The sequence below is a fragment of the Campylobacter sp. LR291e genome (genome assembly GCF_008633915.1).
GTDB lineage: Bacteria > Campylobacterota > Campylobacteria > Campylobacterales > Campylobacteraceae > Campylobacter_D.
Genome location: NZ_VJNV01000001.1, coordinates 81,896 through 94,777, shown reverse-complemented (window position 1 = coordinate 94,777; position 12,882 = coordinate 81,896). Strand labels below are relative to the sequence as shown.

Below are 12,882 nucleotides of genomic sequence, written 5' to 3'. Positions count from 1 at the left end.
AAAAATGAGAGAAGTTATAGCAACAGGAAATGTTTTAATTGCACAGGCTGCAATTGATTGTGGATGTAGATTTTTTGGGGGTTATCCTATAACTCCAAGTTCAGAAATAGCACACGAATTAAGCCATATGCTACCTGCAAATGATGGTACCTTTATACAAATGGAGGATGAAATTTCAGGCATTAGTGTAACAATAGGTGCTTCTATGAGTGGTACTAAGGCAATGACAGCAAGTAGTGGTCCTGGAATTTCATTAAAGGCTGAACAAATAGGTCTTGCTTTTATAGCTGAAATTCCACTTGTTATTGTAAATGTTATGCGTGGTGGTCCTTCAACTGGTCTTCCAACTCGCGTTGCACAAGGAGATTTATTCCAAGCAAAGGCCCCAACTCATGGCGATTTTGCTAGTATAGCAATAGCCCCTGCCTCGCTTGAAGAAGCCTATTTAGAAACCGTAAGGGCCTTTAATTTAGCAGAAAAATTTATGACCCCTGTATTTTTATTAATGGATGAAACAGTAGGACATATGAATGGTAAGGCTGTGATACCTGATGCAAAGGATATTGAGATTATTAATAGGGCTAAATTTACTGGCGATAAAAAAGAATATAAGGCTTATAAGGCAGAGGCTAATCAACCAGCTACTTTAAATCCATTTTTCACAGGTTATCGTTACCATGTAACAGGACTTCACCATGGAGAAATAGGCTTTCCAACAGAAGATGGTGAATTGGTTAAGAAAAATATGGAAAGGCTTATAGGCAAAATTAAAAATCGCAAAAATGAAATTTGCAAATGGGAAGAATATAAGCTTGATGATGCTGAATTTCTTATAATTGCTTATGGTAGCGTTAGTCGTTCGGCAAAAGAAGCCATTAATAGACTAAGAGAAGAAGGCGTTAAGGTAGGACTTTTTAGACCTATTACCCTTTATCCAGTAGCCGAAGAAAAAATCGCACAAATAGTTAATAAATTTAAAAAAGTAATGGTAAGTGAGCTTAATATGGGTCAATACCTTGAAGAGATTGAAAGGGTAAGTAGTAGAAGAGATTTTATAAGCTTACATAGGGCAAATGGGCGACCTATTACACCAAGTGAAATTATCGCAAAAATAAAGGAGAATTTGTAATGGCTTTTGATTATGATGAATATTTACGCGTAGATAAATTGCCTACGCAATGGTGTTGGGGTTGTGGTGATGGCGTTGTTTTAAAGGCTATTATTAGGGCTATTCAAAAAATCGGCTGGAATATGGATGATGTGTGCTTAGTTTCTGGTATAGGTTGTAGTGGAAGAATGAGTTCTTATGTAAATTGCAACACAGTTCATACTACACATGGTAGGGCGATTGCCTATGCTACAGGTATAAAATTAGCAAATCCTAGCAAACATGTAATAGTAGTTAGTGGGGATGGCGATACACTAGCAATTGGAGGAAACCATACCATTCATGGCTGTCGTAGAAATATAGATTTAACTCATATTGTAATTAACAATTTTATTTACGGACTTACAAATTCTCAAACCTCTCCTACTACTCCAAAGGGCTTTTACACAGTTACAGCACAATTTGGTAACATTGACCCAAATTTTGATGCTTGCAAACTTACTCAAGCTGCTGGAGCTTCCTTTGTAGCAAGGGGCAATATAATCGAGGCAAAAAAGCTTGAAAATTTAATCTTTAAGGCCTTAGAACATAAGGGTTATAGCTTTGTTGATGTTTTTTCAAACTGCCATATAAATTTAGGTAGAAAAAATAAAATGGGCGAGGCTGTTTCTGTGCTTGAGTGGATAAAATCTCGCATTGTTGATAAAGCTGAATTTGATAAAATGGACTTTGAACAAAGAAAAGATAAATTCCCAACAGGCATTTTATACCAAGATGAAAGCCAGCCTGAATACTGCCATGCTTATGAAGAAGTTCGTAGGGCAGCAAAAGAAAAAAGAATGGTTGATTTAGGAGCTTTAAAATGAAATATCAATTAAGATTTGGCGGTGAGGGCGGTCAAGGCGTTATTACCGCTGGTGAAATTTTAGCCGAAGCAGCTATTAAAGAAGGTAGAAGTGCTTTTAAGGCCTCAACTTATACCTCGCAAGTTCGTGGAGGTCCTACAAAGGTTGACATTATTATTGATGAGAATGAAATTTTATTCCCTTATGCTATAGAAGGCGAGGTTGATTTTATGCTTTCAACTGCTGATAAAGGTTATAAGGGCTTTAAAAGTGGGGTTAAAGATGGTGGCATTATAGTTGTAGAACCAAATTTAGTACACCCAGAACAAGATGATTATAAAAAATGGAAAATCTTTGAAATTCCTATTATTACCATAGCAAAGGATGAAGTAGGAAATGTAGCTACTCAATCAGTAGTAGCCTTAGCCATAGCTGCTTATATGAGTAAGTGCATAGACTTAGACGTTTTAAAAGAAACCATGCTACATATGGTACCTGCTAAAACAAGGGATGCAAATGCTAAGGCCTTTGATTTAGGTATTAAATACGCAAAGGAAGCTGCTCCACATAGTTAGAAAGGCAATGCCTTTCTAACTTATTATAAAATAATTTTAAAAAATTTCTCTTAAACTTGACAATAATAGACTAAAGTTATATAATACTACCAATATAAAGTTTAAGGAGAAAAAATGTCAAATATACAAGAATTTTTAACAGACTCAATGCAAGCAAGTGTAGATAGTGCTATATCTTTGGCTATACACACTAAAAATAACGAAGTAGAGCCCTTGCATCTTTTATGGGCATTAAGCGTTGATAGTACTAGTATTTTTAATCAAATTTTAAATAAAATGAATGTTTCAAAGGAGGCTTTAATACTTGAGATTAAAAGCCAGGTTGCAAAATTGCCTACTAGTTCAAATGTAAATCGCGATAATATCAGATTTTCAAATGAATTTATGAATTCACTTGAAAGGGCTAAGGGATTAATGAGTGCAAATGGTGATAGCTTTTTAAGCGTTGATACTTGGATTGTAAGTGAAAGTAAGGATTCAAAGGTTATTAAAGAAATTCTAACAAAATTCATGGATTTAAAAGAATTACAAAAGGAATTTCAAACACTAAGGGCAGGTCGTAATATAGATAGTAAAAGTGCTGATGAAACCCTAGATAGCCTTAATAAATTTGGTATAGATTTAACAAAAAAGGCAAATAATGGTGAGCTTGACCCTATTATAGGAAGAGAAGAAGAAATTCAAAGATTAATGCAAATTTTAATTAGAAAAACAAAAAACAATCCTATCTTGCTTGGAGAACCTGGCGTTGGTAAAACAGCTATTGTAGAGGCCTTAGCCCAAAGAATAGTAAAAAAAGATGTGCCTACTTCTTTGCAAAATCAAAAGGTAATAGCCCTTGATATGAGTGCTTTAATAGCTGGGGCAAAATATAGGGGTGAATTTGAAGATAGATTAAAAGCTGTAATAAACGAGGTAATAAAGTCTGAAAATGTGATACTTTTCATTGATGAAATTCACACTATTGTAGGGGCTGGTGCAAGTGAGGGTAGTATGGATGCTGCAAATATCTTAAAACCAGCACTTGCAAGGGGAGAACTTCATACAATTGGGGCTACCACGCTTAAAGAATATAGAAAATATTTTGAAAAAGATGCTGCTTTACAACGTAGGTTTCAGCCTGTAAATGTAAACGAACCAAGCGTTAACGAGGCCTTAGCAATGCTTAGAGGCATTAAAGAAAGACTTGAAATTCATCATAATGTTAGCATAACAGATAGTGCCCTAGTAGCTGCTGCAAAGCTTTCAAAAAGGTATATTTCTGATCGCTTTTTGCCCGATAAGGCCATTGATTTAATAGATGAGGCGGCTGCTGAGTTAAAAATGCAAATTGAATCAGAGCCTAGTTCGCTAAGAAAGGTTAGAAAAGAGATTGAAACCTTGCAAGTTGAAAATGAAGCCTTAAAAATGGAAAATAAAGAAAGCAATCAAAAAAGGCTTAGTGAGATTGTAAAAGAACTAGCAAATTTAAAGGAAAGGCAAAATCACTTACAAGCACAATTTGAAAACGAAAAGCAAGTTTTTGAGGCCATTAGTGTCAAGAAAAAAGAGATTGATTTATTGCGCTATGAAGCAAGTATGGCTAAAAGAGATAGTGAATTTCAAAAGGCTGCTGAGATTGAATATGGCAAAATTCCAAGCATTAGCAAGGAAGTACAAGAATTAGAACTTAAATGGCAAAATATGAGCAAGGAAGGAGTACTACTTAAAAACGAGGTGGATGAGGATATGGTCGCTGGAATTTTAAGTAAATGGACTGGAATTAGCGTTAAAAAAATGCTTACTAGTGAAAAGCAAAAATTTTTGCAAGTTGAAGAACATTTAAAAGAAAGTGTAATCGGGCAAGATAAGGCCTTAAATGCTTTAGCAAGGGCCATTAAACGCAATAAAGCTGGATTAAATGCTGGTAATAAGCCAATAGGTAGCTTTTTATTCTTAGGTCCAACAGGGGTTGGAAAAACTCAATCTGCTAAGGCTTTGGCTAAATTTTTATTTGATGATGAAAAGGCAATGATTCGCTTTGATATGAGTGAATTTATGGAAAAACATAGTGTTTCAAGGCTTTTAGGGGCACCTCCTGGATATATAGGGCATGAAGAAGGGGGAGAATTAACAGAGGCCGTGCGTAGAAAGCCTTATTCTGTGCTTTTATTTGATGAAGTTGAAAAGGCACACCAAGATGTTTTTAACATACTTTTAGGAATTTTGGATGATGGCAGAGCTACTGATAGCAAGGGCGTAACAGTTGATTTTAAAAACACTATTATAATCTTAACCTCAAATATAGCCTCAGATGCCATTTTTAAGCTTAAAGGTAAAGAACAAGAAGATGCTATAAACGTAGCACTTAAAAACTTTTTTAGACCTGAATTTTTAAATAGATTAGATGATATTATCACCTTTAATCCACTTGGAAAAGATGAGACCTATGAGATAGTAAAATTATTATTTGTGGATTTGCAAAAAATTCTAACTAGTAAGGGTATAAAAGCTAGTTTAAGCGAGGATGCGACTTTACTTATAGCAAACGAGGGCTTTGACCCTGATTTTGGGGCTAGGCCTTTAAAAAGGGCACTTTATGATTTAGTTGAAGATAAACTTAGCGATATGCTTTTAAGTGATGAGATAAAAGAAGAGGACGAGCTTTTAATAGATGCAAAAGATGATAAAATAATCATTAACAAAATATAAATTTCTGGCTTTAAAAGCCAGAATAATTTATCAAACTATGTTAAAATAAAAACACTAGTGATTTTAAAGGATAAAAAATGAAATCCATTCGTCTTATTTACCCTCAATGGCAAGGAGGCGAAATTAGTGCTTACTTTGAAGACCTTAATGAAAAACAAAGCTCACAAGGCTATATTTTAGGTGCTAGAATTTTAGACCTTTTAATGAAAAAACGAAAAAATGTACAAAACATATATTTACCTATTTCAACGAAATTTAAAAGAGAGATTAAGGATGGTATTATAGATAAAAAAATCATTTTACACCAAACAAAAAAGGTAGCAAAGCTTGTCAAAAAAAGCAAGGCTGATAAAATTCTTAGCCTTGGTGGGGAATGTTCTATTAGTATAGTACCTTTTTTGTACTTAGCTAAAAAATATGGTAGTGATGATGTGTGTGTGATTTATCTTGATTCTCACCCTGATATTGGCCTTCCTTATGATGATTTTTATCAAGGTTATCATGCAATGGCTGTTAGTATGCTTTTAGGATATGGGGACGAGGAACTTTTAAGTGTGATTAAAAATAAAAAAGACTTTATAAGACCTGAAAATTTACTGCTTGTTGGCTTAAATTCAAAAGAAGAAAAGCATTATAAACAAAGGCAAAATGATTTTAATCTTAAAAGCATTAATACAAGTGAATACAATGAAAAAGCCGTTATATCGTGGCTAGATAGCATTAGTGCCACTAAGCTTTTAATACATTTTGATTTAGACGTACTTGATAAAGATGAACTTTATATAGCAGTTGGCAATACTGGTAAAATGAAAATTACTCAAATCATTAGCCTTTTAAAAATAGCATCAAGAAAAAAAAGATTAGTAGGATTAAGCGTGGCTGAGTGTTTGCCAAGGGATTTAATAAAACTTCAAAATTTACTTGCTAATTTACCTAGCTTTTAAATTTTAAAAGCTTGAAACTTTTTGCGTTCTTTTATCTTTTTAAAATCTTGAAAATAATGTTATAATAGGCTTTCAAATAAGATTTTTAAATTAAAAACATTCTTAAATTTTTCACTTCATAAACATATCAATAGCCTTATTTAAATCCTCAATGCCTTGTTCGTCTTTTTCTAAGACAAAATGTATCATACAATGTGCTAAATGTTCTTTTAAAATAGCCTTTGCAGTATTATTTACCTCGCCTTTAATAGCAGCTAGTTGAATTAAAATTTCACTACAATCCTTATCCATTTCAACCATTCTTTTAACAGATTCTAAGTGCCCTATAGTGCGACTTAGGCGATTGGAAATTGCCTTTATATGTTTGTTTGAATGGTGATGAGAGTGTACTAAATCTTTCATTTTTTGCCTTTCTTATAAAAATCCTTTAAAATTCTCATAAAATATCATCATTAATGGAATAGTAAATAAAGAAATTAAACTTGTTATAAATACTAGTAAAGAAATTTTTTCTGTGTTTAAATTTAATACAGATGTAACTATTATAGAATCACTAGCAATTGGCACTATGGAGAGTATAAAAAAGATAATATAATATTTTAATTCATAAATGTGAAAAAAGGTACTATCCAAATATATTAAAAAACACATTATAAAAGGGTGTATTAAAAATTTAATAAAAATGGCAATGCCTATAAATTTAAACTCAAAGCTACTAAGCCTTATTTTTTCAAGCCCCATGCCTATAATCATCATTCCTAAAATTGAAAGTGTTCCCTTTGCATACAAAAAAATAGAACTTATAGAATCAGGCATTTTAAAAGAACTTATGTTTAAAATAATGGCTATTAAAAAAGCATGGATTGAAGGCAATTTTAAAATCTTTAAAAGGCTTTCTTTAAAAGAATAGGTACTTCTTGCTACTATAAAATAACCAGCACTATTTTGATATAAAATCACAGCAAAGATTGCAAAAATAAAAATTTCTACTAAATTTTCATCTAAAAAAATAAGGGCTAAGGGAATGCCAAGATATGCAGAATTTCCAACAGCAGTTGAAAAAGCTAATAAATTCGCCCTGTTGTCCTTATAAATTCTTTGCAAGATAATCAAGCTTGTAAAGGCTATAAAAACGCTTGCTAAGTATGGCAAAACAGGGATTAATAAAATTTCAAAACTAAAATTGATACTTATAGTAGCATTAAAGATAACAAGAGGTGAAAGTATGTAAAAAAGGATATTTGCTATAGTTTTTTTATCACATTTTAAAAATTTACTTGAAAAACTGCCTAAAAATATACAAAAATAAAGGGGGACTATGCTTGAAAAAAGTCCCAAAAAACTAGCCATTTATACCCTTAAAACATAGCCTCGTTCATAGCACTTGGCTTTTGCAAACCTAAAATTTTAAGTACAGAAGCAGCAATATTACTAAGTCCCATATTTTCCTTAATCTTACTTACTCCTTGTGCCTCAACAAAGACAAAGACATCGAAAGTAGTGTGATTTGTAAGTATGTTTCCCTTTTCATCTTGCATTGCCTCGCAGTTTCCATGGTCGCTTGTAATAATAAAGGCATAATCCTTTTTACGAGCCTCTTTAACAAGTTCTCCAAGACAAAAATCAACAGCCTCCACAGCCTTAACAGAGGCCTCAAAACTACCCGTATGCCCTACCATATCGCCATTTGCAAAATTTACTACTATAAAATCCTTACCTTGATTAATCCCTTTTTTAACCTCATCAAGCACCTCAAAAGCACTCATTTCAGGCCTTTCATCATAGGTTTTAACCTTTGGACTAGGGATTAATACCCTGCTTTCATTTTCAACACTTTCTTCTATCCCACCATTAAAAAAGAAGGTAACATGGGCGTATTTTTCAGTTTCTGCTGTATGAAGTTGTGTTAAATTTGCCCTGGCAATAACCTGAGCTAAGGTATCATTTAGCACTTCTTTTTCAAATAAAACAGGCAAATTAAATTTATCATCATAAACGCTCATTGTAAGTAGATTATTAAAAATTTTATCCCTTTTAAACTCGTTAAAATCCTTTGAATTTAAAACGTAAATTAACTCTTTCATTCTATCGTTTCTAAAATTTACAAAGATAAGCCCATCTTCTTCATTAATGCCCTTAAAATTTGCACTCTTAACACCTTCTATAAACTCATCAGTAATACCCTTTTCATAGCTTTCTTGCATATAAGCACTAAAATTTGATACTTCATCAACTTCACCCATTAAGCACTTATAATATTTTTCCACCCTATCCCAACGTTTATCCCTATCCATAGCATAAAATCTACCACAAAGCGTAGCAAAACAAATATCATTTTTTTGACAAGATTCTTCTAATTCTTTTATAAATTTAAGCCCTGTTTTAGGTCCAACATCTCGTCCATCAGTAATTGCATGGGCAAACACATTTTTACCCCTTTGCTTGCAAAGTTTAAGCAAGGTATTAAAATGCGTATTTAAAGAATGGACCCCTCCATCGCTATAAAGCCCTATCACATGGATATTTTTACATTTTTCAAGCAGGGTATTTAAATTTTTATTCTTTGATAAAGACCCATCCTCAATAGCCTTATTTATCTTAACTAAATTTTGATAGATAATGCGGCCACTACCTATGCACATATGCCCTACTTCGCTATTTCCCATTTGACCTTCTGGCAATCCCACAGCCAAACCACTAGTTTTTAACAAAGAATTTGGCACCTCTTTAAATAATCTTTCATAATTTGGCTTTTTTGCACTAAAAAAAGCATTAAATTTTTCACTAGGATTAAAACCTACGCCATCGGTAATGACTAAAATACATTTTTGACTCATTTTTTTACTCTTTATAAGATTTTTTTTTGCAAGATTTTACTAAAATTAAACTTTTAAAAACCAAAAAAGGCAAAAATTTTGTTTTATATTTCTTATTTTAGTGATTATGCTTTCTTTACTTATATTAGCGTTCGGGCTGGTTTTGCATTTTTTATAGCTTTATGTTTATCTTTATTTATCATGCCAAAATTTATCAATTGGGCTAGATCAAAAAACGCTAAACAACCCATTTATGAACTAGCCCCTGATAATCACAAAACAAAATCAAATACGCCTACAATGGGAGGACTTATTTTTGTTGGCTGTGCAGTCTTTAGCTCCTTACTTTGCATTAAATTCAATGTCTTAACCCTTATCAGTCTTTTATGCCTTATTTTATTTTGCTTAATAGGCTTGATTGATGATTTAAATAAAATCTTAAAAAAGGATAACCACTTAGGATTAAGCCCAAAAACTAAGCTTTTTTTACAATGCCTTGCAAGTCTTTGTTGTGGCTTACTGTTGTATTTTTTTACCGATTTAAATGGCGATTTTTACATACCTTTTTATAAACATGCCTTATTTAATATGCATATTTTTACTATAGTTTTTTGGATACTTGTTTTAATTGCTAGTTCAAATGCCGTAAATTTAACGGATGGACTAGATGGTCTTGCGACCGTTCCTAGCATAATATCCATTGTTACGCTTGGAATTTTTCTTTATTTGAGTGGAAATTTAATTTATAGTGAGTATTTGCTTTTGCCTAAAATTCAAGGACTAGGCGAGGTGGTTATTATTTGTGCTTCTTTGGTTGGGTCTTTAATGGGCTTTTTATGGTATAACTGCTACCCTGCACAAGTTTTTATGGGAGACAGTGGTAGTTTAGCACTGGGGGCATTTATTGGCTTTTTAGGCATTATTAGCAAAAATGAATTTTTACTTTTATTAATAGGCTTTGTTTTTGTGCTTGAAACAATTTCTGTAATTTTACAGGTTGGTAGCTTTAAAATTTTCAATAAAAGGGTATTTAAAATGGCACCCATTCACCATCATTTTGAAAAGGTAGGCTGGGTTGAAAATAAAATAATCGTTCGCTTTTGGATGATAGCCTTGCTTTCAAATTTATTAGCCCTTGCTTCTATAAAACTTCGCTAGGAAAAAATATGAGAATATCTTTATTTGGTTATGGAAAAACTACAAAGGCCATTGTTGAAAATTTAGGCTTAAAATTTGGTGGCTTTGATATTTATGATGATAGTTTTAAAGAAATTTCACACGATAAACTTAATAATAGATTTTTAACCATAGATGAATTTAAGCCTGAATTTAGTAAATTAGAACTTCCAAGCCCTGGTTTTCCAAAAGACCATATCTTAATAAAAAAGGCTAAGAATTTAATAAGCGAGTATGATTTTTTCTATGATGCTATGCCAAAAAGCGTTTGGATAAGTGGTACAAATGGTAAAACTACCACTACTCAAATGGCAGGTTTTTTACTTGAAAAAATAGGGGCACTAATAGGGGCAAATGTAGGAATTCCATTAGCCTTGTTAGATACTAACGCAAAACTTTGGATACTTGAAACCTCTTCTTTTAGCTTGCATTACACAAAAATTGCTAAGCCTGAAATTTACGCACTTTTGCCTATTAGCGCCGATCATCTTTCTTGGCATGGAAGTTTTGAAAATTATGTAAATGATAAATTAAGTATTTTAGCTAGAATGAATGAATGCGATGTGGCAATCTTACCAAAAATTTATGAAAAAACTCCAACAAAGGCACATATCATAGCTTATGAAGATGAAAAAGATTTAGCCTTAAAAATGGGTATAAATATAGAAAAAATTCAATTTAAAAGCCCTTTTTTACTTGATGCCATAATGTCTTTAAGTATTGAAAAAATCTTACTTGATTCTTTAAGTTATGAAAAATTAAATAGCTTTGTAATGGAAAAAAATAAGCTAGAAGAAATTTATGATAGTAAAAATAGGCTTTGGATTAATGATACAAAGGCTACAAATATCGATGCTGTAATGGCTGCCTTAAAACGTTATAGTGATAAAAAAATTCATCTTATCATAGGGGGCGATGATAAGGGGGTTGATTTAAATCCCTTATTTGAGATAATGCAAAAACTTGATATTAACCTTTATATAATAGGCATAAGTAGCAATAAATTAATAAACTTAGCAAGTACTTATAAAATAAATGCTATTAAATGCGAACTTTTACCAAAAGCAGTTGATGAAATTTCAAAGCTTTTAAAAGATAATGAAGTAGCACTTTTAAGCCCAGCTTGTGCTAGTTTAGACCAGTTTACCTCTTACGCTCATAGAGGTGAAGTGTTTAAAGAATGCGTTGCTAAAATTTAAAAGCTACCTTTTACTATCATTTATCAAATCCAAAACTGATTTTTGTAAGCCATCATCATCAGGGCTAAAATGAAAATAAATTTCGGCACGATTGTTTTTAGCTGCCTTTGGGTCATTATCAAGTGGATTATTTAAACCATAGCTTTTAACGCTTAAATTCTTCACACTAACCCCACCATCTAAAAAGTATTTTAAAACCGCCTTAGCCCTTTCATAGCCTAGTTCATAGCTTCTTAATGCAGTATCGCTATTATCAGTATAACCACGAATTTCAATCTTAACCTGAGGTGGAAGTTTTAAGGCAAGTTGTGACATTCTCCTTAAAAAATCTTGTATATCAGCAGAAACTATCTCAGCACTATTTCTTGCAAATTCTACGCGAGAAGGTAAATTTAAAGCAACTTGATTTTCTGATTGTTCGAGCATAGCTTTTAATTTATTGATTGTTTCTTGTTGAGAAAGTGTCATTTGCTTTAAGGCTTCTAACTCATCGCTTTTTTGCCTTGTAGCCCCTGGATATTTTTCAGTGTTTTGACTTTCTTGTTGGATCGTTTGAGTAGTAGTATAATCAAAAATTTTAACAAATTCAGTTTTTAGGGCCTCTGTTTTTGTTGGATTATTTTCAGAAATAGCCCACAAGGCAATAAATAAGGCCAAAAGCAAGGATAAAAAATCCGCATAAGGCACGGCCCATTTTTCACCAGCTGAACAAGGTGGACATTTACTTTTTTTAGCCATTTTTAACCCTTATCAAATTGTGAAATTCTCTTATCATCATGTCCTAGAAAATTAAAAAGCTTTGCTTCTAAATCCCTAGGATTAGCACCTTCTGCTATACCTTTAACAGCTTCTGTTATAACTATTTGTTCTTTTACATAATCCATGCCATTAGCCTTTAATTTTGAACCCCAAGGAGCAAACAAGGCATAAGCACCAAATATGCCAGTAACCGTAGCTGTAAACGCACCTGCAATACCAGCAGCCATAGCTTGAGGATTATCCAAAAGTTGCAAGGCAAGTGTCAAACCCATAACAGCCCCAACAAGCCCAATAGTAGGGCAAGTTTCACCAAATCTAGTCCAAAATTCAGCACATTCTTTATAATGTTCTTCAAGTTCTTCTGTTTGTATTTCCATGCTATCTCTTATTTCTTCATAACTCTTACCATCAACTAGCATCATCATAGCATTTTTCATAAATTCATTATCTATTTCATTTGTCCTTGATTCAAGGGCTAGTAAGCCGTCCCTTCTTGCAATAATGGCATATTCTATAAGCTGGGCTATTCTTTCTGAGATATTTACATTTGAACCCTTAAAAACTATTTTTAATTCTTTAAAAGCCGCCTTTACAATCTTTTTATGAGTAGCAGTTATCGCACAACAACAAGCTGTTGGAATCACGATTATAAGCGATGAAATGTGTATAAGATGCAAAGGATTTCCACCTTCTAATATGTCTCCTACAGAAAGACTTGTAAAAGAAAAAATAACACCTAGCAGAGTTGAAATATCCATATGACCACACT

General features: G+C 32.6%; 12 protein-coding genes. 7 read left to right on the top strand and 5 right to left on the bottom strand.

Annotation, left to right across the window (positions count from 1 at the left end; all coding sequences use genetic code 11):
• Positions 1-4 precede the first annotated feature (4 nt).
• The 5 genes from FMM58_RS00465 (at position 5) to FMM58_RS00445 (ending at position 6,163) form a co-directional block, all read left to right on the top strand.
• Positions 5-1,129, top strand: a complete 1,125-nt coding sequence (locus tag FMM58_RS00465; RefSeq protein WP_150139374.1) for a 2-oxoglutarate synthase subunit alpha — start codon at positions 5-7, stop codon at positions 1,127-1,129.
• The gene (locus FMM58_RS00460) at positions 1,129-1,974 is read left to right on the top strand and encodes a 2-oxoglutarate ferredoxin oxidoreductase subunit beta (protein ID WP_150139372.1); all 846 of its coding nucleotides are present in this window, start codon (positions 1,129-1,131) and stop codon (positions 1,972-1,974) included. Before FMM58_RS00465 ends, FMM58_RS00460 begins: the two co-directional genes overlap by 1 nt.
• Positions 1,971-2,528: a 2-oxoacid:acceptor oxidoreductase family protein gene (locus FMM58_RS00455; protein WP_150139370.1), complete on the top strand. Its 558-nt coding sequence runs from the start codon at positions 1,971-1,973 to the stop codon at positions 2,526-2,528. The genes FMM58_RS00460 and FMM58_RS00455 overlap by 4 nt, the downstream gene beginning before the upstream one ends.
• A gap of 114 nt (positions 2,529-2,642) precedes the next feature.
• A complete protein-coding gene (locus tag FMM58_RS00450; RefSeq protein ID WP_150180263.1) occupies positions 2,643-5,219 on the top strand; it encodes an ATP-dependent Clp protease ATP-binding subunit in 2,577 nt (858 codons plus the stop codon).
• A gap of 77 nt (positions 5,220-5,296) precedes the next feature.
• Positions 5,297-6,163, top strand: coding sequence for an arginase family protein (locus FMM58_RS00445; protein ID WP_150180262.1), 867 nt, complete (start codon positions 5,297-5,299; stop codon positions 6,161-6,163).
• 111 nt (positions 6,164-6,274) lie between these two features.
• Here the strand turns inward: FMM58_RS00445 and FMM58_RS00440 are convergent, their stop codons facing one another.
• From FMM58_RS00440 to gpmI, 3 genes are read right to left on the bottom strand one after another with little or no spacing between them, the layout of a single operon-like run.
• Positions 6,275-6,565, bottom strand: coding sequence for a metal-sensing transcriptional repressor (locus FMM58_RS00440; RefSeq protein WP_150139365.1), 291 nt, complete (start codon positions 6,563-6,565; stop codon positions 6,275-6,277).
• Positions 6,566-6,577: 12 nt separating this feature from the next.
• Complete coding sequence (locus FMM58_RS00435; protein WP_150180261.1) at positions 6,578-7,513, bottom strand: AEC family transporter; 936 nt, start codon at positions 7,511-7,513, stop codon at positions 6,578-6,580.
• Positions 7,514-7,521: 8 nt separating this feature from the next.
• Positions 7,522-9,000, bottom strand: coding sequence for a 2,3-bisphosphoglycerate-independent phosphoglycerate mutase (gene gpmI, locus FMM58_RS00430; protein ID WP_150139361.1), 1,479 nt, complete (start codon positions 8,998-9,000; stop codon positions 7,522-7,524).
• A gap of 75 nt (positions 9,001-9,075) precedes the next feature.
• Here gpmI and mraY point away from each other — a divergent pair, with 75 nt between their 5' ends.
• Positions 9,076-10,137 carry a phospho-N-acetylmuramoyl-pentapeptide-transferase gene (mraY, locus tag FMM58_RS00425; RefSeq protein WP_411675273.1) on the top strand — a complete coding sequence of 354 codons (1,062 nt, stop codon included), beginning with the start codon at positions 9,076-9,078 and terminating at the stop codon, positions 10,135-10,137.
• Between the two features lie 8 nt (positions 10,138-10,145).
• Complete coding sequence (gene murD / locus FMM58_RS00420; RefSeq protein WP_150180260.1) at positions 10,146-11,354, top strand: UDP-N-acetylmuramoyl-L-alanine--D-glutamate ligase; 1,209 nt, start codon at positions 10,146-10,148, stop codon at positions 11,352-11,354.
• A 3-nt stretch (positions 11,355-11,357) separates the two neighbouring features.
• Here murD and motB read toward each other — a convergent pair whose 3' ends face one another.
• Together motB and motA are read right to left on the bottom strand one after the other, a co-directional pair.
• Positions 11,358-12,092, bottom strand: coding sequence for a flagellar motor protein MotB (gene motB, locus FMM58_RS00415; RefSeq protein WP_150139355.1), 735 nt, complete (start codon positions 12,090-12,092; stop codon positions 11,358-11,360).
• 2 nt (positions 12,093-12,094) lie between these two features.
• On the bottom strand, positions 12,095-12,871 hold the full coding sequence (gene motA / locus FMM58_RS00410) for a flagellar motor stator protein MotA (protein WP_150139353.1): 777 nt from the start codon (positions 12,869-12,871) through the stop codon (positions 12,095-12,097).
• Positions 12,872-12,882: the final 11 nt, after the last annotated feature.